General features: G+C 52.0%; 18 protein-coding genes and 4 tRNA genes. 15 read left to right on the top strand and 7 right to left on the bottom strand.

Features of this window, described 5'->3' with window-relative positions:
• Positions 1 to 34 precede the first annotated feature (34 nt).
• The 4 genes from ACJJJB_RS04790 to ACJJJB_RS04805 all read left to right on the top strand — a co-directional run bounded on the left by ACJJJB_RS04790 (position 35) and on the right by ACJJJB_RS04805 (position 6,486).
• A complete protein-coding gene (locus tag ACJJJB_RS04790) occupies positions 35 to 1,606 on the top strand; it encodes an AbgT family transporter (protein ID WP_445365820.1) in 1,572 nt (523 codons plus the stop codon).
• Between the two features lie 431 nt (positions 1,607 to 2,037).
• Entirely contained in the window at positions 2,038 to 4,257 is a 2,220-nt protein-coding gene (locus ACJJJB_RS04795) for a TonB-dependent siderophore receptor (RefSeq protein ID WP_445365821.1), read from the top strand.
• 105 nt (positions 4,258 to 4,362) lie between these two features.
• Entirely contained in the window at positions 4,363 to 4,950 is a 588-nt protein-coding gene (locus tag ACJJJB_RS04800; protein ID WP_353375074.1) for a hypothetical protein, read from the top strand.
• 27 nt (positions 4,951 to 4,977) lie between these two features.
• Positions 4,978 to 6,486, top strand: a complete 1,509-nt coding sequence (locus tag ACJJJB_RS04805; protein WP_445365822.1) for a PepSY-associated TM helix domain-containing protein — start codon at positions 4,978 to 4,980, stop codon at positions 6,484 to 6,486.
• Between the two features lie 23 nt (positions 6,487 to 6,509).
• Here ACJJJB_RS04805 and ACJJJB_RS04810 read toward each other — a convergent pair whose 3' ends face one another.
• From ACJJJB_RS04810 to ACJJJB_RS04820, 3 genes are all read right to left on the bottom strand, one after another.
• The gene (locus tag ACJJJB_RS04810) at positions 6,510 to 7,013 is read right to left on the bottom strand and encodes a GNAT family N-acetyltransferase (protein ID WP_445365823.1); all 504 of its coding nucleotides are present in this window, start codon (positions 7,011 to 7,013) and stop codon (positions 6,510 to 6,512) included.
• Positions 7,014 to 7,080: 67 nt separating this feature from the next.
• Positions 7,081 to 7,824, bottom strand: a complete 744-nt coding sequence (locus ACJJJB_RS04815; RefSeq protein ID WP_445365824.1) for an esterase/lipase family protein — start codon at positions 7,822 to 7,824, stop codon at positions 7,081 to 7,083.
• Between the two features lie 108 nt (positions 7,825 to 7,932).
• Positions 7,933 to 8,430 carry a PH domain-containing protein gene (locus tag ACJJJB_RS04820; RefSeq protein WP_445365825.1) on the bottom strand — a complete coding sequence of 166 codons (498 nt, stop codon included), beginning with the start codon at positions 8,428 to 8,430 and terminating at the stop codon, positions 7,933 to 7,935.
• A gap of 182 nt (positions 8,431 to 8,612) precedes the next feature.
• Here ACJJJB_RS04820 and ACJJJB_RS04825 point away from each other — a divergent pair, with 182 nt between their 5' ends.
• From ACJJJB_RS04825 to ACJJJB_RS04835, 3 genes are all read left to right on the top strand, one after another.
• The gene (locus ACJJJB_RS04825; protein ID WP_020414775.1) at positions 8,613 to 9,500 is read left to right on the top strand and encodes a patatin-like phospholipase family protein; all 888 of its coding nucleotides are present in this window, start codon (positions 8,613 to 8,615) and stop codon (positions 9,498 to 9,500) included.
• A 73-nt stretch (positions 9,501 to 9,573) separates the two neighbouring features.
• Positions 9,574 to 10,089, top strand: a complete 516-nt coding sequence (locus ACJJJB_RS04830) for a GNAT family N-acetyltransferase (protein WP_445365826.1) — start codon at positions 9,574 to 9,576, stop codon at positions 10,087 to 10,089.
• 157 nt (positions 10,090 to 10,246) lie between these two features.
• On the top strand, positions 10,247 to 10,705 hold the full coding sequence (locus ACJJJB_RS04835; protein WP_353375077.1) for a GFA family protein: 459 nt from the start codon (positions 10,247 to 10,249) through the stop codon (positions 10,703 to 10,705).
• A gap of 94 nt (positions 10,706 to 10,799) precedes the next feature.
• Here the strand turns inward: ACJJJB_RS04835 and ACJJJB_RS04840 are convergent.
• From ACJJJB_RS04840 to ACJJJB_RS04855, 4 genes are all read right to left on the bottom strand, one after another.
• A tRNA-Asp gene (locus ACJJJB_RS04840) sits at positions 10,800 to 10,876 on the bottom strand.
• Positions 10,877 to 10,924: 48 nt separating this feature from the next.
• Positions 10,925 to 11,000, bottom strand: a tRNA-Val gene (locus tag ACJJJB_RS04845).
• Positions 11,001 to 11,496: 496 nt separating this feature from the next.
• A tRNA-Asp gene (locus ACJJJB_RS04850) sits at positions 11,497 to 11,573 on the bottom strand.
• A gap of 48 nt (positions 11,574 to 11,621) precedes the next feature.
• Positions 11,622 to 11,697 (bottom strand) — tRNA-Val (locus ACJJJB_RS04855).
• A 177-nt stretch (positions 11,698 to 11,874) separates the two neighbouring features.
• Between ACJJJB_RS04855 and ACJJJB_RS04860 the strand changes: the two genes are divergently transcribed.
• The 8 genes from ACJJJB_RS04860 to ACJJJB_RS04895 all read left to right on the top strand — a co-directional run bounded on the left by ACJJJB_RS04860 (position 11,875) and on the right by ACJJJB_RS04895 (position 23,551).
• Positions 11,875 to 12,402 (top strand): cytochrome c-type biogenesis protein, encoded by a 528-nt coding sequence (locus tag ACJJJB_RS04860; protein WP_245556722.1) that lies wholly within the window; start codon positions 11,875 to 11,877, stop codon positions 12,400 to 12,402.
• Complete coding sequence (gene ccmI, locus ACJJJB_RS04865) at positions 12,399 to 13,625, top strand: c-type cytochrome biogenesis protein CcmI (RefSeq protein WP_020414779.1); 1,227 nt, start codon at positions 12,399 to 12,401, stop codon at positions 13,623 to 13,625. Before ACJJJB_RS04860 ends, ccmI begins: the two co-directional genes overlap by 4 nt.
• A 374-nt stretch (positions 13,626 to 13,999) precedes the next feature.
• Positions 14,000 to 17,503, top strand: a complete 3,504-nt coding sequence (smc, locus tag ACJJJB_RS04870; protein WP_444945322.1) for a chromosome segregation protein SMC — start codon at positions 14,000 to 14,002, stop codon at positions 17,501 to 17,503.
• 25 nt (positions 17,504 to 17,528) lie between these two features.
• Positions 17,529 to 18,569 (top strand): cell division protein ZipA, encoded by a 1,041-nt coding sequence (gene zipA, locus ACJJJB_RS04875; protein ID WP_020414781.1) that lies wholly within the window; start codon positions 17,529 to 17,531, stop codon positions 18,567 to 18,569.
• 139 nt (positions 18,570 to 18,708) lie between these two features.
• Complete coding sequence (gene ligA / locus ACJJJB_RS04880; RefSeq protein WP_445366265.1) at positions 18,709 to 20,760, top strand: NAD-dependent DNA ligase LigA; 2,052 nt, start codon at positions 18,709 to 18,711, stop codon at positions 20,758 to 20,760.
• Between the two features lie 179 nt (positions 20,761 to 20,939).
• Complete coding sequence (locus tag ACJJJB_RS04885) at positions 20,940 to 21,374, top strand: hypothetical protein (protein WP_445365827.1); 435 nt, start codon at positions 20,940 to 20,942, stop codon at positions 21,372 to 21,374.
• A gap of 285 nt (positions 21,375 to 21,659) precedes the next feature.
• Entirely contained in the window at positions 21,660 to 22,106 is a 447-nt protein-coding gene (locus ACJJJB_RS04890; protein ID WP_020414784.1) for a DUF4399 domain-containing protein, read from the top strand.
• 56 nt (positions 22,107 to 22,162) lie between these two features.
• The gene (locus tag ACJJJB_RS04895) at positions 22,163 to 23,551 is read left to right on the top strand and encodes a class II fumarate hydratase (protein ID WP_444945320.1); all 1,389 of its coding nucleotides are present in this window, start codon (positions 22,163 to 22,165) and stop codon (positions 23,549 to 23,551) included.
• The last annotated feature ends 35 nt before the right edge of the window (positions 23,552 to 23,586 follow it).

Below are 23,586 nucleotides of genomic sequence, written 5' to 3' on the forward strand. Positions count from 1 at the left end.
TAATAAAAATATAACGATACAACAGGGATTCATTATGGAAAATGTTCAAGCTAACCCTGCAGAGGGTGGCGACGCGAACAAGAACGGCTGGATCAACCGGGCGCTCAACTTTATTGAAGTGGTGGGGAACAAGCTTCCCGACCCGGCAGTACTCTTCCTCGTATTAATGGTTGCTATCTGGGTGCTGTCCTGGATGTTGTCTGGAGTAAGTTTCGATACCTTGCATCCAGCCACCGGTGAGGCAATCCAGGTGACCAACCTGCTCTCCAGTGGGGAGCTGGCTCGCTTCCTCTCCAGTATGGTGACCACCTTTACGAGCTTTGCTCCACTTGGTGTGGTGCTGGTGGCCATGCTGGGCGTTGGCGTTGCGGAGCAGAGTGGCTTTATTAATGCCGTTCTGAAAAAGCTACTGGCGGTGACCCCGCAGATGCTGCTTACCCCGATGCTGATTCTGGTGGCGATTGTCAGCCATACCGCTGTAGATGCCGGTTATGTATTGGTGATCCCCTTGGGCGGTGTAATCTTCTATGCGGCTGGCCGTCATCCTTTGGCAGGTATCGCTGCGGCGTTTGCCGGAGTATCCGGAGGCTTCTCAGCAAACTTTGTTCCTTCGGCCATTGATCCCTTGCTGCAGGGCTTTACCCAAACCGCGGCACAGATTGTTGATCCCGAGATTCAAGTAAACCCTCTCAATAACTGGTTCTTCACTTCGGCTTCCTGTCTCGTAGTAACTATGTTGGGCTGGTGGCTCACCGATAAGGTGATTGAGCCCCGCCTGAAGAATGTCGCCATTGATGGGGACAAAGAAGATATGCCAGTAATGCAGGAGCTGGGTGCTCGCGAGAAAAAGGCGATGTACCTGGCAGTGACTGTCATGGTGGCTGGAGTTGTGGGCCTTATCGCCTGGATGTTGCCAGAGACTTCTGCATTGCGCGACTCCCAGGGGCAATTGGCCTCCTTTAGCGCGCCGGTTATGAAGTCTATTGTGCCGCTGATCTTCTTACTGTTTGTTATCCCTGGAGTTGTATTTGGATATGCCGCTGGGACCTTCCGTAAAAGTAAGGATGTGATCAATGCGATGTCCAAGACCATGGGCTCCATGGCTTACTACATCGTGATGGCATTTTTCTGTGCCCTGTTTATTTCTGAATTTGCCCGCTCCGGTTTAGGCACCCTGTTATCAGTAGAGGGAGGCAGCCTGCTGGCTGCCATGAATCTGCCGGGCCCAATTACCCTGATGGGTATTATTATGCTGGTGGCATTTATTAACCTGTTTGTGGGCTCGGCCTCTGCTAAATGGGCGCTGCTCTCGCCCATTTTTGTACCCATGTTGATGCAGATTGGTTTCTCTCCGGACCTGACCCAGGCGGCATACCGTGTAGGTGATTCTTCCACCAACATTATTACGCCGTTAATGCCTTACTTCCCACTAGTAGTTGTCTATTGCCAGCGCTACGTGAAGGGAACAGGCATTGGTACACTGGTATCTATCATGTTGCCCTACTCGGTGGTGTTCCTGATCTGCTGGTCCATATTCCTGGTGATTTACTGGAATCTGGGTATGCCTTTGGGGCTGCAAGCCAGCTATACCTATCCAACGCCATAATGAGTAGCACCGGTGTGGTTTTACCCACCCCGGGATGCATCATTTCAGTTTCCACTCAGAGGTGTCCGGGTTCCTGGGCGCCTCTTGCCCAAGCTCTCCCCAACTAAAAATCAACCTGATCTTTGCCAGGTAGTCCCTTCTATTCATCTTTTTAAATATAAAAATATCGATTAATTCATGGCTTGTGCTGGGTATGAGCGAGGCTGAATTTCGATGGTCCCATGTGCTTACACCTCGCTCCTCCAGAGTATCTATTTCAGGCGCAGGTTTGCTCCCTTGCCTGCAATAAGGACACGGGCCAGACCGCATTAGTAAAAAAATGTTCTAATAAAGTTGTAAGTGATAACGATTCCTATTAAGATCCGCGTCAACTTATTTCGGTAGCAACTGCTGCGGCAGATAATATTTCCACTGAATTTTGAGGGATATCCATGGGCACCGCTCGAATCCAAGGTTTACGCCAAAACTCTTCTCCCATTCTTTCTGGGCTGAGCCACTCCCTGTTGGCATTGGCTATTGCAGCAGGCGGCTCTACTGCAGCTTTTGCAGCAGAGGATAAGAATGAGGGTATTGAAGAAGTTCATGTAACCGGCGAGCTGAACCTGTCCCGCCAGACTTCTATTGGCAAGCAAGATATTCCGGTTGATGAGACGCCGTTCTCTATTTCTCTGCGCGATAAAGATTTCTTCGATGTAACTGGCTCTAAAACTGTGCAGGATATCCTGCAGTACTCTGCCGGTGTGAATGGTGGCTTGTTTGGCGTTGATGCTCGCGGTGACTGGTCTACCGTTCGTGCTGTTGAGCCAATCATGTTTGTCGACGGACTAAAAACTACTTTCGGCAGTTATACCGGTTCACGTGCAAACCTGTATGCCTTTGAGCGTGTAGAAATCCTCAAGGGGCCTTCTTCTGTGCTTTATGGACAGGGTTCTACAGGCGGTATAGTTAACTTGGTATCCAAACGCCCCAAAGAGGAGTTTGGCGGTGAGCTGATGGTACAGGGCGGTGACTATGATCGAATAGTTATAGCTGGTGACGTAACAGGTGCTTTCGATAGCGATGGCGAGTGGCTCTATAGGGTAGTGGGTTACGCTCGCGATGCCGATGCTCAAGTTGATCATGTTGATGATGACAGCACCCTGTTAATGCCTTCCGTTTCCTGGCGCCCCAGTGCGGATACTGAGATTACTTTCCTGGTGAATCACCAGGAAGAAAAGACCGGTACCACTGCAGCTTTCCTACCTTGGGGCGGTACCATTGTCGATAACGTAAACGGTGAAATCCCGACTGACACATTTATTAGTGAGCCGGGTTGGGATAAATACAATACTGAGCAAACCGCTTATAGTTTGTGGGTTGATCATCGCTTGAATGATAGCTGGGGTATCAATGCGGGCCTCCGTTATTCAAAAGGGGATGTTGACTACAACTCGATGTATGCTGACTACACACTTGCATTGCGTCTGCAAAAAGACCTCCGTGAAGTATCGCGGACTGTCTATATGAAAGATGCGAAAAGCGACCTTTTGATTTTTGACCTGCGCTTGTCAGGCGAGCTGACTACAGGCTCTCTTGAACATCAGATTTCAGCGGGTGTTGATAGCCAGAATGCAGAAATCGATAACAGTATTTTAAGAGCCCGTGGCTACGGTGGTGATATCGATATTTTTGACCCGGTTTATGGTTATGTGCCAGAGGGACTGGAAGGGCTGGATAGAGAAATTACCGATGTCAATGCTGAGCAAGTAGGTATTTACTTCCAGGACCAAGTTAGCCTTGGGAACTTTATTTTTAATTTGGGCTTGCGTGAAGATAGGTTGTCTTCTAGGACCCATAGCAATGTTTCTACGAAGGCTAGCGACAAGCAGAGAGAGACGGAACTCACAAAAAGATTTGGCGTGATGTATGCCTTCGACAGCGGTGTATCTCCCTATGTTAGTTATTCAGAATCTTTTGAGGCTGTTTTAGCAGATCCGAATAGCCAGGGCGGTACCTACGAGCCTGTGAAAGGGGAGCAGATTGAAGCCGGTATTAAATACCAGCCAGAAGGCACTAATATCCTGATGACTGCCTCTGCCTTTGAGATTAAGCAGAAAAATCGCTTAACTTTCGGTCCTGACAGGTCCTATCGACAAATCGGTGAGGCGCAGATCGATGGATTTGAGCTTGAGGCCAGTGGGCAGTGGGGTAATCTGACACTGGTGGCTAATTACAGCCAGATGGATACTGAAATAGTAGAGAGTAGCGATCCATTTGAGGTTGGCACTGAAATTGAGACTGTGCCTGAGGAGCAATTCTCTCTTTGGGGAAACTATGACTTTAGTGAGTGGATACCTGGTCTAAGCGTTGGAGTAGGGGCTCGTCATGTTGGTGACAGTTACACCGGTATTGATAAAGTTCATGCGCAGTTGGTAACTGCTTATGCCGAGCAGGCTGCTTATTACGATTATGTTTTTGCAGATTTCCCTACCGAAAATCCTTCTTACACCCTGTATGACGCTACTATCGGCTATACCCTGGAAAGCTGGAAGTTCCAACTGAATGTGAAGAACCTGACTGATGAAATTCACACGACTTCTTGCCTGAGCCGCGGTGATTGCTTTTACGGTGAGCGCCGTTATGTAACTGCTGAGGCACGTTACACTTTCTAAGTTAGAGTAGGCTGGGAGTTTGTCCACAGGGGGAGTCTGTGGGCAGACTCCCTTTTTTACGTTTTAACAATCAGCCGGGAAGCGAAATTTCCCAGTGTGGTGGTTATGCAAGATTCCTTTTACTTCGTTGCTGGGTTAGCCAGTGTTTTTGCCTTTGCAGGTATTTTTTCCTTGTACTCGGCTTGGTCCAGTAAGGGGGCTCAGCCATTACGTAGTTGGCTTGGTTGGGCAATGCTGGTTTTGTCGGCCGTTGGCTGGAGCCTGGCAGTCGGTACAGAATTTGGGATCAGTATTGCCGCCTTAATAGTAATGCTCGGCGTATTTGCATTACTTGCCGTTAGGGGTGAATGGCCCAGCGGCCCCCGGCCTATTGAAAAGCAACGATCGGGTGGTGTTTCAGAGCCCGGAGCCCTGCGCCAATTGTGGTTGCGGGGCATTTTGCGTTTTTTAAGTGCCACATTTTTACCCTTGGTGAGCGGGATCGTTGCCGGGTTGCTTTTCTTTGGTTTTACCGGCCTCTCTGATAGTTGGCGACTAGTTGGTGGTGCTTTTGTTTCGGTGACCATTTGGACCCTGGCGATGGTGTGGGTTTGTGCCGACAAAAAATTGTTGCGTCCTTCGGCAGGCCTGCTGGCATTTTCAGTGCTCAGTGGCCTGATGTTGAAACTTGCCATTCCCGCTGTGGCAGCTTAGTAAAACGGACCTGAGTAGGGATCTAACGTGAAATTATCCTTTAAGCCGACGCCTGCTTTTGTAAGAAATATGACCGATGGGCATTCGGTTCTCGGACTGGCGGTATCGACACTTTTATACATTGTCTGTGTCAGCGGAACACTCGCAGTTTTTTACAATGAATTTGAACGCTGGGAGCAGGCCTCCGAACTGGAAAATCTCAGTGTGGCTGCGTCTGTGTATCAGACTGCTGCTGAGCAGGCGATTGCGCTGGCAAAAGAGCAAAATGAAGAGTTTGACTCAGTAAAATTCACTATTCCAAATACAGATATGCCCCGGCTGGTTGTCGAGGTTGGTGATATTGAGCGCTATGTTGCCGAGGACGGCGCTCTTCTGGGGGAGGTAAAACATGAGTGGACACACTTTCTAGCCTATTTGCATTTCGCCCTGAACCTGCCTTTGGGTTTGGGGGTGCCGCTAGTGGGGCTGATAGGTGTTTTAATGGCGGCCCTGATAGTCTCTGGATTGCTCGCGCACCCCAAAATTATCAAAGATGCATTCTCTTTCCGGCTATCCGGGTCTAAGCGCTTGCAGCAGGTGGATCTGCATAACCGCCTTGGTGTCTGGGCTTCTCCTTTCCATCTGGCCATCGCGATTACCGGTGCCTTTATCGGTCTTTCCCAGGTTGCAGCCTTTGCAATTGCGGGCCTTTTCTACGATGGGGATGCAGAGAAAGTTGAGCACATCCTGTATCGTGAGCATCCGGTTATGCAAGAAAATGCTCCCGAAACCTCACTGCCAGACTTTGCCGCTGTACTCGCAGAAATGGAGCGTATTGCCCCCGAAGAGGAGCGAACCAGGTTGGAGGTGGCTTTCCCTGGTCGCGAGGGGCAGGTGGTAGAAATATGGACTCGTGTTCCCGAGCGACTGGTTTGGGGAGAGCGCTATCACTTTAATCCAGACGGAAGCCTGATTGAGAAGGAGGGGTGGTCTGAAGGGGACAGCGCTAAGCAGGTCTATCTTTCCACCTTCCGTTTGCACTTCGGCCATTTCTCCGGATTCCCTGTGAAAATTGCCTACTTCCTGTTGGGTATTGGCATGTGTGTGCTTGTGGTTTCGGGTATCAATATTTGGTTGGTGCGCAAGCGCCAGAGAGGTGCTCCGGCTGTGCGGCTTGAGCGTGTATGGATGGCCCAGGTTTGGGGGATACCCTTTGCTATAGCCTTGAGCGCGGTGACTTATTTGGCCTTTACTGCGTCGGCAGTAAAAGTGTTCTGGCTAACCACGTTAAGTTTAAGCGTGGTCGCCGCTTTTGCGGGCACTGCAACAGGCTGGTCTATATTATTGAGAGTGGCGACCATCATCGCATGTCTAATGGCGGTCATTGTGCATGCTTCTATTTTCGGTGCAGACTCTTTTGTGCGTGCCTCATTGGTGGCCAATGCAGTATGGTTGCTAACTGCTGCCGGTATCGCTGCTTCTTGTCTGTATACCTGGGTGCGTCGCCGCGATAGCAATTTTGCTGCTGCGGTGAGCGGCGCTGTGGGCAGTAACTAACGAGGAGAATTGCCCGGTATTCGTCACGATGCCGGGCGCAGCATTTCTATATGGGGTATGCCGTCTTCGTCGTAGGGGTCGGATACCCTCTCGAAACCATATTCCCCATAGAACCGGGCCAGGTGTTCCTGTGCAGAAATACGAATTCCTCTATTGGGGTATTCATTCTGCGTCTGTTTGACAGCGCGATAAATAAGTTCTTTGCCTAGTCCTGTTCCGCGGCTGGACTCCGCGGTAAGTACTCGTCCAATGGAGGGTTCACTATATTTCTCACCGGGAAATACAACGCGTAGGTAAGCCTTTATTTGTGGGTTTTCATTGTTCCCGTCCCAGCAGATCAGGTGCCAGGCATGCTGGTCTTTGCCATCGGCATCTTGATAGGGGCAGTCCTGCTCTACGGTGAAAACCTCCTGGCGCACTCGCAGAATTTCATAGAGCTGGTTGATGGAAAGTTCATTAAAGCTGCACCATTGCCATTGCATCTTGGTTATTCCCTCATAAATAGAGTTTTTATTTTCCGCGCTCATAGGCTGGGTTGCTAACGATAACCTTTGGCAAAAAAATATTGCCAATTTTTAAGTTTTGCCGAGCCGGTTAGTTCCCGGTTGTATTGCCTGGACTGGCAGGGGTTGGGTTTTGTTTGCTTTTGGCAAAAGCACCATGCTCCAGATAGTGGAGGACCTGGGAGATTACCTTTTTATCTTTCATCATAAATACATGGGTAACAGGCATTTCCAAGTGATCATTCATGCCCTCTAGCTTGGTGCTGGAGACAGAAACTTTGCCATCGTCGGTTTCGGGTATCATTTGCGATAGTAGGAGGTTAATGCTGCGTGTCCCGGCGATAATACCAACATCAAAATCTGCCTTTCCCAGTTTGTTGGGAACACTCATTGCGCCGGTGCCCAGCTGTAATCCGGCATCGCCAAAAGCAAACTGAAAGCCCGGAAAATTACCGAGCTTATCTACCACTTCGCTGCCTTTGTTGGGAGGCCCTAGCATAACCACGCGGTTCAAATTTTCAATGTTCACTTTGCTCAAATACTGGCGAACCAGAATGCCGCCCATAGAGTGGGTGACGAAGTTAATTTCATTTTCACCGGTGCAAGCATCCAATGCTGGTGCGATTGCTTTGCCGGCCAGCTTCTCTATGGGAAACTTTGTGGAAGGATAGTCCACATTGACCGTTTTATATCCTGCATTGCTGATTGCACGCTCCATCTTGGCCATAGAGCTATCAGATTTGGCGAGGCCGTGAAGTAAAATAACGCAGGCGGAGTGGGCATTTACCGACAGGGCGCCGAAGGCGAGTGCCAGCGCAACAACAACTTTTCTCATTTACTTCCTTACCAGTATTACGTTTTGCAGGAGTATGCTGCTCGTCCTGAAAAAAGCCAAGTATGCCGCAGGAGTTGAGCTTTCCCGCTGGCCGGATGTGTGGCAGGGCTAGGAAGTATGCCGGTTAAGTATTTCAGCCATACGTTCTGGCCTGTCTGGGGTGATAACCAGTGTTTTGGTAGGGAAGTTTAGTACTACGGCCTTGTCGTGATCGGTCGCAAAAGCGCGGTAGCGCCCCAGCTTCTTGTTCTGGAAGAGGCCTGTGTAGCCAAATAGTCCAGAGTTTCCAAATATACGGATCGATCCTTGCATAGCTGAAGGGTCGGCTGAGGCTTTTCTGAGGTCCTGCAAGGGGATTCGTGTCCTCCAGCCCAGGCGGAGAACAAACAGGTTGTTATTTTGAATGACATAGCCTCTGACCATGAACAGGGCGCCTAACAGCAGTATGGCTGGCGGTAGTGCAAGAGCGATACTAAAGAGTAGGGACGGCGTGGGTGGGGCCTTAGTCATCAGGAATAGTGGAATGGCCAGTAAGAGAGCGGCACTTATAGTACTGATTATTTTTAACTGACGGCTCCACGGGGCTTGAAAAACGGCAGATGGCATAAATTACTCAATTAAGGACAAATAGCCTGAATTCTCCAATCATAGTGCTGGTGGAATCAAGTTGGCAAAGACCTTGTCCTAAGTCAGTGGTGATATTGAGGCGGGTCTGGAGAATTTTATGACCCATAAGCCATATTTTCGGGTGTGGTATTGAGATTTTGTGTTTTTATGGCGGTTTACCTATGGCAAGTGAACTAACAAAGAAAGAATCTTTATCTGCCCTTGTAGTGGAGGGTGGCGCTATGCGCGGCATATTCGCCGCGGGTGTGTTGGATGCTTTTATCGAAGCGAATTACTGTCCCTTCGACTTCGCAATTGGAGTCTCTGCAGGCTCGACAAACCTGATTGGATACCTGGCGGGGGATTACGGGCGAAGTCGCCGGATATTGCTTGATCATGCGCGCCGTACGGACTTTATAGATTGGCGGCGTTATTTAAAAGGAGGGCATTTTTGCGATATTAGTTGGCTTTGGCATGCCTCTTACAAGGACGTGCCATTAAATATTCAAAGCTATATCGATAATGCAGTGCCTCTCTACGCGGTAACTACCAGCATCAATAGCGGTGAAGCTCATTATGTTCGAGTGACGGAAGAGAACATGCATGAAGTGTTCCCTGCGTCCTGCGCTATTCCGATGGCGTATCGTGAATTTCCCATTGTTGACGGCGAGCCAATGACAGACGGAGGGCTTGCCGACTCCATTCCGGTTATTCGTGCTTATGAGCAGGGCGCAAGGGATATTACTGTTGTGCTGTCACGCCCGTTGGGGTACCGCAAACCGGTTGGGGCGGCGCCAAAGTTTATTAAGCAGTTCTTCCACGATCACGCGCGGCTATTTGAAGCTGTCCTGGAGAGGGGAGAGCGCTACAACCGCGCTTTGGACTTTATTCAATCTCCCCCAAAAGATTGCCGCGTTTCGGTCATTGCGCCGCCGGAAGACTTCCCGGTAAAGCGCTTTACACAAGAGGCTGAGTTGCTTGAGCAAGGCTATCAAGATGGGAGGTCGCTAGGGTGGCATTTTTTGCGGGGTGAAGCGAGCGCCGCCTTTTCTGCGTCGGCAGCAGACTGAGGTCGATTTGTTTTCGCAGTTTTTTAAGGTTCAGTGATGAAGCCTTGTCGTTGCTTTTTTTATTGGGGAAGAAATGGAAATTAGGCCGGTGAGGATAGAGGATGCTGAGGGACTCTCCGGTTTTTATTCTAGTAACGCGGATCATTTGCGCCAGTGGGAGCCAGCCAGGGGGAGTGGTTACCATAGTCTTGGAGCGTGGCAGCAGAGATTACAGGGTTGGCATATAGAGCAACAGGAGGGGAGAGGAGCATACTTCCTGATCACTTTTCCGGAATCCTCCCGGGTTGTGGCTACTTGTTCTCTTACCAACATTGTTTGCGGGCCTTTTCAGGCATGTAATATGGGGTACGCGGTGGACAAAAGTTTTGAAGGGAAGGGGGTAATGTACTTATTGTGCGAATATGTAATTGCTTTCGCCTTCAAGGAGTTGGGGCTAAATCGGGTGATGGCAAATTACATGCCTGAAAATTATCGATCGGCAGCTCTTTTACGTCGGCTTGGTTTTGTGGTTGAAGGCAATGCTAAGCGTTATTTGTTGATTAATGGGCGCTGGGAGGACCATGTACTGACGGCGCTAGTTAAAGAATAAGAAGCCCTTTTAGTTTCCATAAGGTCGGATGGAGTACCAATTGGCATTTACTTCCTCGTGCCGTTATAGGAGTCTAAGGTAGGGATGGGATATTGTTGCTACCCTATTTCGATTTCAGATAAGACTCTGAATTTCAGCTTATGGTAAGGAGGAAGGAATGAATGGAAAGTGCCTCTGTGGCGCAGTCGAGTTTCAGCTGGATGAGCCACTACCAAGCCTTTATCAGTGTCATTGTTCGCTCTGCCGCAAACTGAGTGGCTCCGCATCAGATACTGCAATGTTTGTGGCGCGTGATCAGTTTCGCTGGGTGCGAGGGTTGGACAAGGTTTCTTCTTACCGCACTCCAACAGGATATCGCTCAGACTTTTGTAGCGGCTGCGGTAGTACAGTCCCCCACCTGATGAGCAACACCACGCACTTCTGGGTTCCCGCAGGATTGATAGAGGGGAGCTTGGAGAGTCAGGTAGTTGCCCATTTGCACGTGGATTCCAAGGCAGCCTGGGATCTTATCGCCGGAAATGGCGAGCACTTTGCGGAGATGCCAGATCTGGAAGAGTTAACCCGCCTGTTACATGCCGATTTCGAAAAGGCAGAAACTGAATTGGCCGAAAGTTAATATTTGAAATACTGGATAAGCTAATTATTGTTCGGTGTTTTCACAAAACACAAACAAAAAAGCCCCGCTCTTTCGAGCAGGGCTTTTTTGTATATGGCGGACCGGACGGGACTCGAACCCGCGACCTCCGGCGTGACAGGCCGGCATTCTAACCAACTGAACTACCGGTCCGCATTCCTGTTTCTCTTTATTGCTCCTGCCTGGCAAGAGTAAGAGAAGTGGTGGGTGGTACAGGGGTCGAACCTGTGACCTACGGCTTGTAAGGCCGTCGCTCTCCCAACTGAGCTAACCACCCCGTGTCAGGAGCTGCGTATCTTAATGATATTTTTTTCACGGTCAACAGCTTTTTACGAAAAAGGTTTAAAAATAATTAATGGAATAAAAAAGCACCAACTTCTGCTTAAAGAATATTTGCTGTGAAATTATTTGGTTATTTTTTGGCAGAAAGTAAATGATTGCTGTCTTTTTGTTGGGGGGTTGCCCTGGTACTAATGGGTGGAATTAAATTGGTGTTGGCGGGGAGAATAATTTTTTTGTAGCGGCCGGTTTATCTGTGCGCGGCAAGTTTTTTAAGTGCGGAAAATGATCGTAAAAATTTGCCGGTCCTTTTTTTGGTTGGGTTGTGCTTTGTTGAGGGGAAGCTTCCATTAACTTGGAGTTAGGTTTGCTCGATCTGCCGGGGTCTGTTTTTAGTGGGTGTGGTTCTAATAATGGAAGATGAAAATTAAAGGAAAGAAAAAATAATCACAAACAAAAAAGCCCCGCTCTTTCGAGCAGGGCTTTTTTGTATATGGCGGACCGGACGGGACTCGAACCCGCGACCTCCGGCGTGACAGGCCGGCATTCTAACCAACTGAACTACCGGTCCGCATTCCTGTTTCTCTTTATTGCTCCTGCCTGGCAAGAGTAAGAGAAGTGGTGGGTGGTACAGGGGTCGAACCTGTGACCTACGGCTTGTAAGGCCGTCGCTCTCCCAACTGAGCTAACCACCCCGTGTCAGGAGCTGCGTATCTTAATGATATTCTCCGCGGCGTCAACGCCTTTCTTGAATTTTTTTTTTGACTTTCAATGAGTTAAGGCAGTTAAGTGTGAAGTCGCGGGCGTGTCCGATGGCAGGTGTCGCTGTTATAATCAGCCAAATTTCCCATGGATAAAGCGTGAGAGAAGCTGTGAGACAAAAGAATTGGCTGGGCCAAATCCTTTTAGCGATGGCCGCTCTGAGTCTGTCCGTTATGGTGCAGGCGGTGGTAGAGACCGAAAAGTTATCCTCCCCGGAACTGGAAGCACGCTATCGGGTGCTGATTGAAGAGATGCGCTGTCCAAAGTGCCAGAACCAAAACCTGGCAGATTCTGATGCATCGATATCAACAGACTTGCGCCGTGAGATTCGCCGGCTGTTGGAAGAGGGTTTCACAGATAGGGAAATTATTGACTACATGGTGGCGCGATATGGGGATTTCGTTCTATACCGACCACCGGTACAGAAAAACACTCTGGCCCTGTGGTTGGCTCCGGGTGTATTCGCCTTGATAGGCCTGTTAGCGCTGATCATTATTGTGACACGCTCCCGAAGTGGAACCGGTGCGAGCCAGGATGATAACAGCGGGGCCTTGAGCGAAGACGAGCGGCGCAAATTGAAGAAACTGCTGGGTGAAGATCCCAGTGATTTGACTGATGGTGGGAAGAAGAGCAAATGACTGATATCTGGTTTGGTTTGGCGATCCTTTTGCTGGCGTTGGCCTTTGTCTTCTTATTGCCAGGGTTGCGCGCTGCAGGGACAAAACGCTCGGGCAGCAACAAGCAAGAGGCTTTAGCGGAGCTTTACCGCGAGCGCTCCCGTGAGTTACGTGCGGCTGTGCAGAGCGGGGCTATGGATGAAAAGCAGTTTGCCCAACTTGAGGCGGAAATGGCCCGTGAGCTTCTCAGTGCTCAGGAAGAGGTTCAGGCCTCCGCACCTACTAGGCGTGGTGCGGGCGCTTTGCTCGGCCTGGCGGTGGTAGTGCCGGTGGTGACAGTTGGAGCTTATATGATATCCGATCGGCCCGGTGAGGTGGCGCTCTATCGGGAGATTCTGGCTAGCCAGCAGGGGCAGACAGACGCAGAAGCTGAGAAGAGAATCACCAGTCAGCTCAAGGCGCGTATTGAAAGCCACCCTGAAGACTTGAGCACTCGTTATGTGTTGGCGCAAAGGTTGCTGGTAAGTGGAGATATTGTCGGTGCCGTTGAGGCCTATCGATATGTGGTGGAGCGGGAGCCTGAGGCGGCCTCTGTAAAAGCGGAGTTAGCCCAGGCGCTATTTTTCGCTGGCGGTTCAAAAATAACCGAGGAAATCCGCCTGTTGGTCGGGCAGGTCCTTGAATCCCAGCCCGGCAATGGCACGGCGTTGGGGTTGGCCGGGATAGCCGCGTACGAGGATAAGGAATACCGTAAAGCACAGGAGTACTGGCAGGCAGCCCTGCAACAGTTGGCACCAGGGTCGGCCGCTGCTGAAGCCCTTGCTGCGGGTGTTGCCCGGGCGGAAAAGGCGTTGGTGGATGCTGGTGAGCCGGTGGTTGTTGCCCGGGACCCTGGTGAAAAGGCAGGCCCCGAGATTCGCGTCCAGGTTAGTTTGGACAGCAGTGTCGAGGCCGAGGCTTCAACGCCTGTGTTTATCTATGCCCGCAGTGCTGAAAGCCCAATGCCGCTGGCGATAGTGCGGCTGACCGCGGGCCAGCTGCCTGCGGAGGTGGTTCTGGATGAATCTCGTGCGATGATGCCGGGCCGCTCTATTTCTACGGTCGAGTCGGTTCAGTTGGTTGCACGCCTGGCACTGCACGGCGACGCGCGTCCGGCAGCTGGGGATTGGCAGGGCACTATTAAAACCCTGCCAAAGGCCAGTTGGGATAAAGCGCAGTCCATTACCATCGACCAAAAATTGTAAGAGGTGGCGATGCGGGGCCTAATGGCCCCATCTTCTCCGTCGCTTAGAGCCGGCGCAGGGACTGTAATTTCTCGCCTTGTATTAAAGTGTATTGCGGCCAGAGAACTTGTTCGCGTCTAAATGGTCACAGGCGCACGAGGCAACGTCGTGAGTGGTTTGAGGTTGTTAATGCAAACTTACCGGGCTATTGAGTTGGCCTTGGGTACCAGTTGCAGCTTTAGAGCGATCTTGACTTGACCACAGGCCATTCCGGCCGATAATCCGCTTGAAAAGTAACTGTGAAGAATTGCGCTGAAAGCCCAGGCAGCGCCATGTACAATTGAGTGTTTGGTGATCGGGCCGGCAAAGATAAAAAATACCGAGTTTAAGAATACATGCGTCTGAAGTGCATCAAACTTGCGGGCTTCAAGTCCTTTGTTGACCCCACCACTGTCTACTTTCCTACAAACCTTAACTCGGTGGTAGGTCCCAATGGGTGTGGCAAATCAAATACCATTGATGCCGTGCGCTGGGTAATGGGGGAGTCGTCAGCGAAGAACCTGCGCGGTGATTCCATGACGGACGTCATCTTCAACGGTTCCAGTGGGCGTAAACCCGTGGGCCAGGCTTCTATCGAACTGGTTTTTGATAACTCTGCCGGCAAGCTCTCCGGTGCCTATGCCTCTTTTACAGAGATTTCCGTAAAACGAAAAGTGACGCGTGAAGGGCAGAATAACTATTACCTCAACGGTGAGAAATGTCGCCGCCGGGATGTGACAGACCTGTTCCTGGGAACCGGTCTTGGCCCACGCAGTTATGCGATTATCGAACAGGGCATGATCTCCAAGCTGATCGAGGCCAAGCCGGAAGAGCTGCGCGTTTATATTGAAGAAGCCGCCGGCATTTCCAAGTACAAGGAGCGGCGCCGAGATACTGAAAATCGTATGCGCCGCACCAATGAGAATCTGGAGCGTCTTACCGATATTCGAGACGAACTGGATCGACAACTGTCCCGGCTGGAACGGCAGTCCGCAGCAGCGGAAAAATATAGTCGCTTTAAAGAGGAAGAGCGCAGCTACAAAGCGAATTTACAAGCCCTTAAATACCGCGAACTCAACGATCAAAATACCGCTAAGCAGCAACAAATCGGTGAGCTGGAGCTGACGGTTGAGGAGTTGGTTACCCGACAGGTGAGCTGTGACACCGGCATTGAACAAAAGCGTGTTGGCTACCATGAGTTGTCCGACAGCTTCAATGAGGTGCAGGGCCGCTTTTATGCGGTTGGAGGTGATATCGCGCGCCTCGAGCAGAGTATTGCCCATGCCCGTGAACGTTCCACTCGCCTGCACTCCGACTTGGCGCAGACTGAACAGGAGTTCCGCGAAGCGGAGACCAACCTGGAAGTGGATCGAGAAAAGGCTGCCCAGTTCGAGGAGGAGCTCGAAGTAATTGTGCCGGATCTTGAAATGGTTCTCGCCGCCGAAGAGGAGTCCGCTAGTGGCTTACTTGAGGCCGAGGAGCAAATGCGCAACTGGCAAAATGAGTGGGACCAATTTAATCAGGGGGCTTCAGGTTCCCGCCAAAAGGCCGAGGTGCAACAGTCGCGCATCCAACACCTGGAGACTTCCGGGCAGCGATTGCTTGAGCGCATTAACAAGCTGATCGCAGAGCAATCCGGTCTTCAGGTCTCTGAGGATGACGAAGAGACCCTGCAGCTGAATGAAGAGCTCGCCGAGATGGAAATGCAGGCTCAGGAGCGCCGTGAAGAGACGGCTGAGCGACGCGAATCCCTGGACGGATTGCGTTCCCGCGAACAGGAGATGGCAGCTGACCTTGACCAATTGCGCTTACAACTACAGACCAGCCGCGGTCGCCAAGCCTCCTTGGAAGCGCTGCAGCAGGCGGCACTGGGGCAGGGTAAAGCTGTTGAGAGCTGGCTGCAGCAACAATCCCTTTGTGAAAGGCCGCGTCTTGCCGACCAGATCCAGGCTCAAGCCGGTTGGGAAACCGCAGTAGAAACGATAATGGGTTCACAGCTGCAGGCGGTCTGCGTGGATCAGCTAGAGGGCCTTGTTGAGGGGCTGGGTCAACTGCAGAGCGGCCAGGCAATCTTTATTGATGAGGCCAGTGTAGCGGCCCCCCCCGATTCTTCATTACCCACGCTGGCCAATGTAGTACAGGGGCCGGCCTCTCTCACCGGGCTGCTTTCAGGCATTTACACTGCTGAAAACCTTACTGACGCACTGGCGAAGCGTTCTGAGCTGCGGGCTCATGAATCGATCGTAACCCGGGATGGTCTCTGGTTGGGGCCAAACTGGTTGCGTGTAAGCCGGGCCAGCGATGCGGAGGCCGGGGTGTTAGCCCGCAAGCAGGAACTGGAGGCATTGGCACAGGAGATTGCCCTGTGTGAAGAGCAGATAGAAAGTCTCAGTGAGCAGCGTGAATCCATGCGAGGTGATGCCGTAGACTTGGAGCGCGCAATTGAGCAGTCCCGACTGGATTCCGAACAACTCGGTCGCCGTGAGGCGGAGCTTCGCAGCCAGTTGTCTGCCCGTCGTGCTCGTGCAGAGCAGATGAGCGAGCGTCGCACTCGCATTGAGCAGGAAATTGCTGAAGTGCGTGAGCAGCAGGAGCTTGAAGGTGAGTCCCTGTCTGAAGCGCGGTTGTTGCTGCAGGAAGCCGTGGAGGCTATGAGCGATGATACCGATCGTCGTGAAACGCTAATGGCGCGTCGCGAGGAATTGCGCGAAGCTTTGGATGCTGCGCGCCAGCGTGCCCGAGAGGACAAGGATCGCGCTCACGAACTGGCTATGCGCGAACAATCTGTGCGTACACAGATGGTCTCTTTGGAGCGCACCCTGCAGGTGATGAATGAACAGCTCGAGCGTCTGCGATTACGTCGCAACCAGTTGCAGGAGCAAATGGCTGAAACCGAAGACCCTTCCCAGGATTTCCAGGCTGAGCTGGAGGAGAAGCTGGGCGAGCGTATTGAGGTGGAAACCGAGCTGGCAGAAGCGCGTAAAAAGCTTGAGGAAGTGGAAAGCGGCCTGCGTGAGCAGGAGCAGGAGCGCCACAAGATTGAAGCGGCCTTACAAGGGATACGTGCACAGCTTGAGCAAGAGCGTCTCGCCGCGCAAACCCTGGAGGTGCAGCGCAATGGTCTGGTTGAGCAGCTGCAAGAGAGTGATCACGATGTAGAGCAGCTTTTAGAGCAGTTGCCCGGTGATCTCACCATCGCCCAGGTGCAGGAAGATTTGGAACTCGTGGCCGCGCGTATTTCGCGCCTGGGGCCGATTAACCTCGCGGCCATTGATGAATATAAGCAGGAGTCTGAGCGCAAGCATTACCTGGATCGCCAGTATGGCGACCTGATGGATGCGCTGGGGACTCTGGAAAATGCAATTAAGAAAATCGACAAGGAGACGAGAACCCGCTTCAAGGAGACCTTTGACCAGGTCAATGCGGGGCTGCAGGAACTCTTTCCGAAAGTATTCGGGGGCGGTAATGCCTATCTGGAGCTTACAGGTGAGGATCTGCTCGATACTGGAATCGCAATTATGGCGCGCCCACCGGGCAAGCGTAACAGTACCATTCACCTGCTATCCGGCGGGGAGAAGGCACTTACTGCGATCGCTCTGGTGTTCTCTATTTTCCGTCTGAATCCAGCACCTTTCTGTATGTTGGACGAGGTGGATGCTCCTCTCGATGACGCTAACGTAGGTCGCTACGCTCGAATGGTTAAAGAAATGTCAGAACATGTTCAGTTCATCTATATTACCCACAACAAGATCGCAATGGAGATGGCAGATCAGCTGCTGGGGGTAACCATGCATGAGCCGGGTGTATCTCGCCTGGTATCGGTGAATGTGGAAGAAGCCGCTGAGCTGGCTTCCGCATAAGAGCGTAAAAGGAGAGACGCTTAAAATGGATAACTGGCTGGTTACAATCCTGGTAGTAGTGCTGCTTATCGCGGTATTGGATGGTGTGCGCCGCGCAATCATGCGGCAGCGGGCGGCTGTAAAAGTCTCCCGAAATTTATCCAAGGCGATGCAATCTGAGGTGGACAGTGAAGCTGACCCCGTCTCAAAATCGGCCCCCAAACCTACCGCTGATGATACACCGAGCAAACCCCGTGATGAACGTGCTGAGGAGAGGCAGGCGAACAGTGAACTGCCTGGCCAGGTGCGCGTAGTTCAGCGCCGCGCAATGGAAGATGCCCTGCACGTCAACCGCCAGGTGCAAGAGAGTTTTATTTCCTCGCGTAAGCCCCTCGCAGGGAGTACACCCCAGCGCAAACTGGAAGAGCAGGGTGTGCTTGATCTGGAAGAGCAGGTACCTACCTTAATGGAGTCCATTAGTGAAGAGCAGCGTTTTGAGCCGGAACTGAATGAATCCGAGAGCCTGCATGCGATCAGTGAGGACAGGGCAGGAACCACAACTTCTCCCGAAAATGAGCCACCTGCACACCGGGATCCAGGCCCGCAAATGCCTTTGGCTGATGAGTACCCCCAGGAAAAAGTACCGGTGCGCGACGAAGTTCTTGTCATTAATGTGATGGCTCCGGAAGGGGATTACTTTGAGGGCAATGATCTCCTGCGGGTGATGGTGGCTTCGGGTATGCGTTTTGGCGAAATGAATATTTTCCATTACCACGAGGGTGGTGGAGCCGATGGAGCGGTTATTTTCAGCCTGGCAAATATCGTTGTGCCGGGCGTTTTTGATCTCGCCCAGATGGAGGAGTTTGCCACTCCCGGGGTTAGCCTGTTCCTGGCGTTGCCGGTAGAGGGGGAGGCGATCAAGGCATTTGATCAGCTGTTGTCCACCGCTTACACCATCGCCAAGTTGCTCGGTGGGGAGCTGAAAGATGAAAATCGCAGTGTTTTCACTGCCCAGACCGCTGAGCACTATCGCCAGCGTGTCATGGAATACCAGCGCCGCCGCGCATTGGCTATGGCACAGAACTGATAGCGAAAACTTTTATTTGTCAGTAACAGCGGCCCCAGGCCGCGGTGGAATCCCCTGGGGTTTTGGCCGCGGCCTGGGGCCGCTGCTGTATACCAAATTCAAATTTCTTTTTTTAACCTGTTTTTCAATTGAATTGTTGATGACCATACAAACTATTCCCAAGCAGACCCGCGATCGGGTGCAGGAGCTGCACGAACTGCTCCAGCGAGCGAATTACCAGTATTACGTATTGGATGATCCGGAGCTGCCGGATGCGGAATATGATCGACGTTTGCGGGAATTGCAGGATATTGAACAGCAGTTTCCTGAACTGCAGACTGCAGATTCGCCTACCCAGCGGGTTGGTGCTGAGCCCCTGTCCTCCTTTGCCGAGGTACGCCATGAAGTGCCGATGCTTTCGCTCGACAATGCATTTAATGATGAAGAGTTGGTGGAATTTGATCGCCGGGTATGCGAGCGATTGAATAGCCGGGGGCCAATTGAATATGCCTGTGAGCCAAAGCTCGATGGTATTGCTATCAGCCTTTTGTACCGAGATGGTGTTCTCCAGCGCGCGGCTACCCGTGGTGATGGCACCACCGGCGAGGATATTACACAAAATGTGCGAACGGTGGGTTCGGTGCCATTGCGCTTGCGTCAGGCAAAAGGGGTTGCCAGGTTTCCCGCTGTTCTGGAAGTGCGCGGTGAGATTTATATGCCCAAGGCGGGATTTGCCGAGCTGAATCGCAAGGCTGCCGCAGCGGGTGAAAAGTTGTTCGTCAATCCGCGCAATGCCGCAGCCGGTAGTTTGCGTCAACTTGACTCCCGTATCACCGCCCTGCGCCCATTAGAACTTTGCGCCTATGGTACCGGGCTGGTAGAGGGGGCGCGCCTGCCGGAGGAGCATATAGCAACTCTGGAATTGTTGGGGCAATGGGGGTTTCGCATTAATAGCGAGATGCGTGTGGCAGAAGATATCCAGGCTTGTATCGATTATCACAAAGAGCTGGGGGAGAAGCGCGAGAGCCTGCCTTACGATATCGACGGTATTGTATTTAAGGTTAATAGCATGCCCCTTCAACGGCGATTGGGCTTCGTGGCTCGGGCACCTCGCTGGGCTATGGCTTATAAATTTCCTGCCCAGGAAGAAATGACCGAGCTTCTCGATGTGGAATTCCAGGTGGGGCGCACAGGTGCGGTAACACCGGTAGCTCGGTTAAAACCGGTATTTGTCGGTGGGGTTACCGTCTCCAACGCAACTCTGCATAACCGCGATGAAATTCAGCGCCTCGGAGTTATGATTGGCGATACTGTCGTTATTCGCCGTGCTGGTGATGTAATTCCGCAGGTAGTTTCGGTGGTGGAGACGAAGCGGCCGAAGGATGCCAAGGCAATTGAATTTCCCACGCACTGTCCGGTATGTGATTCGCCTGTTGAGTCGACACCCGGTGAAGCCGTAGCCCGCTGTAGCGGTGGTTTGATTTGCAGCGCCCAGCGCAAGCAGGCCATCAGACATTTCGCCTCGCGCAAGGCCATGGATATTGACGGTCTCGGAGACAAATTGGTGGAGCAACTGGTGGATGAGGGGCTGCTGCATTCTGTTTCCGGGCTCTATCACCTTGAACTCGAACAGTTGGCGGGTCTTGAGCGTATGGGGCAAAAGTCCGCGCAAAATCTGTTGGATGCGCTGGAGCGCAGTAAAGATACCACTCTGCCGAAGTTCCTCTATGCATTGGGGGTACGCGAAGTCGGTGAGGCGACTGCGCGAAATCTGGCGCGGTATTTTGGCACTCTGGAAGCATTGATGGCTGCTGATGAAGAGGCTTTACAGGAAGTAGATGATGTCGGCCCGACAGTAGCTCACTTCGTTGCTGAGTTTTTCCAGCAGACCCATGCTCAAGAGGAAATCGAAGCTCTACGCCAGGCTGGAGTACATTGGCCAGCGGAGGAAACGGGTGGTGAGGAGCAACCTCTATCAGGGCAGACCTGGGTGCTCACCGGAAAACTCGAAACCCTTTCCCGAAGTGAAGCCAAAGACTACTTGCAGCGTCTTGGAGCCAAGGTGGCTGGTAGTGTGTCAGCAAAAACTCATCATGTTGTGGCGGGCCCGGGAGCGGGCTCAAAGCTGAACAAAGCGCGGGAGCTTAACATTCCGGTAATGGATGAGGAGGGTTTAATGGAAATGCTGCGCCAGAGGGGCTTTGAAATATAACTTCCGCCTCGTGGGTGCTGTGAAACAGTACCCGCGTTTTCCGTTAATTCCCGCTCAACATAAATGATCGCCCGCGGAGTTATGGCTTTCTTGCCGCTTCGCCGTTAAAGTGCATCTCCAAGATCTTTTTTGCCCTGGGTACCTGATGTCCGGTGGCGCTGTGGTAAGGAATGGAATTAATGCTTCAGGGCGATCAGGAATCCATAGTTTACGGTTGTATCAAAGACAGCAATAGTCTTAGCGGCGGCAGTGAACGTCGCCGGGTTAACCGCAATGCGGTCCTGGCCTTACCTGGTGCCGATGAGTGGCCTTTTCTCTGTCGCGATATGTTTTCCATCCCTACCATCAAGGTAAAGCAGTCCCAGTACCAAACTGACGTAATTCATTTCGGTGCCTCATACCGGGCCGTGGAGTATGAGTGGGATATGTGGATTCAGAAGTTTGAAGAGCTGCTGAAAAGCATGTACTGGGTGTCGGCAACTGTACATTTGGAAACTGAGTTGTCGGGAGTCCACTCTTTTAGCTGGGAGGCAGCCGGCCTCTACCATGAGCCGGGTAGTGGCGATATGCAGGTGCGCTGCGAGTGGACCCAGGAAGGGCGTGTCAGTGTCTAAGAATTTACAGCCGAGGCTCTCTGGCTAATCCTTTTAATAATCCCGTCAGCTAATATTTTCTCTATCGCCAGCTATCCAGCTGGCACAGTCGCTGTTGCACTACTAGAGTCACAGATTTTGATGTACTGGTTCGATTCGGCAACTATATTCCCAGTGAATGCCTTTCAGTGAAACGATGGTCTGGTAAAGTGCCTCTGTCATTTGGCAATAACAAAGCCAATGATTGGCAATAAAGCCGGATTATAAGAATTGGCGCCTGGGGCGCCTTATCAGGAAGGAATGATCATGATCAAAGCAAGCTCTCTACTCTTTGCCAGCGCCCTGATGCTGTCGCCGTTGTTACACGCGGCGGAGCATGAATCCAAAACCGATATGGCCAGCAAGGCGCCGGAGAATGCCAAACTCTATATTATTTCCCCCAAGGATGGCGAGAAGGTTCCTCGGACATTTACTGTGAAGTTTGGTTTGTCCGGTATGGGGGTGGCTCCGGCTGGAGTGGATAGTGAAAATACCGGGCACCACCATCTGCTGATCGACGTGGATGAAATGCCGGATATGAGTAAGCCGCTACCTGCGAGTGAGAACATTATCCACTTCGGCGGTGGCCAGACAGAGACCCAGGTCACTTTGCCGCCAGGTAAACATACTTTGCAGCTGGTACTGGGTAATTACATGCATGTACCCCATGAAAAGCCGGTGATGTCCAAGAAGATCACTATCGAAGTAGAGTGATCCACGGCATAAAACGATGGTCACCGGTGTGCCTTGGTACACCTTGAGGAAGAGCAATGAGCGACAAATTCCGCACTGAAAAGGACAGCCTCGGTGAAATCCAGGTGCCGCAGGCAGCGCTCTACGGGGCCCAAACGCAGCGTGCGGTGGAAAATTTCCCAGTCAGTGGCAAGGGTCTACCGACAGAGTTTATTCAGGCTGTAGTGCTGATTAAGAAGTCGGCGGCCGAGGCAAATCGAGACTTGGGGCTGCTGGATAAAGCGCGAGCAGCGGCGATAATCGCTGCCTGCGACAGTCTTGGCGATCCGGAGTTTGCCGCTCACTTCCCAGTGGATATTTACCAGACTGGCTCGGGCACCAGCTCGAATATGAACGTTAACGAGGTGTTGGCACACCTGGCCGGTAAGGGTAATGGGCTCGCTATCAGTCCTAATGATCACGTCAATATGAGCCAGAGCAGTAATGACGTAATCCCCACGGCAATACATGTCTCTGCGCTGCTTGCGGTGCGCGATAAATTGTTGCCCGCCTTGCGCCACTTACATACCCGCTTGTGTGATAAGGCGGAGGAAGTGCAAAGTGTGGTCAAAACCGGCCGCACTCACCTGATGGATGCGGTGCCTATGACCATGGCACAGGAAGTGGGAGCCTGGGCAGCGCAGGTAGAGGACTGCCGTGAGCGGATCCGTGGGACCATACCGCGCCTGGCGCAGCTGGCCCAGGGGGGGACTGCAATCGGCACAGGGCTAAATGCCCACCCGGATTTTTCCGAGCTGTTTGCACAAAAGCTCAGCGCTCACACCTCACAACAGTTTCGCCCCGCAGACAACCTGTTTGCCGCTATCTCAAGTCAGGATACGTCAGTAGAGCTGTCTGGTCAGCTCAAGGTACTGGCGGTGGCGATGATGAAGATCGCCAACGATCTACGCTGGATGAATAGTGGTCCCCTGGCCGGAGTAACTGAGATAGCACTTAAGGCCCTGCAACCGGGTAGCAGTATTATGCCGGGAAAGGTTAATCCGGTAATTGCCGAGTCGGCGGCCATGGTAGCTGCGCGGGTGATGGGTAATGACACCACGATTACCGTGGCCGGGCAGAGCGGTAATTTCCAGTTGAATGTTATGTTGCCACTAGTGGCCAGTACCTTGCTCGAAAGTATCCATCTGCTTGCCAATGCATCACTTCTGCTAGCGGACCGTGCTATCGCTGGCTTTACGATAAACCGGGCGCACATAGAGGAGATGTTGGGACGCAACCCTATATTGGTGACGGCGCTAAATCCTGTAATTGGTTATCTTAAGGCAGCGGAGATTGCCAAGGCCGCCTACAGCAGCGGCAGGCCAGTATTGGATGTAGCTTTGGAAATGACTGATCTTGACCGCAAGACCCTTGAAGATCTTTTGGATCCTGCGCACCTGGCGAAGGGCGGTTTGGTCGGTGAGTAACTGGGTTTCAGGCAAATATGGCGATGCCCAGCATG

It is taken from the genome of Microbulbifer variabilis, from assembly GCF_052468405.1.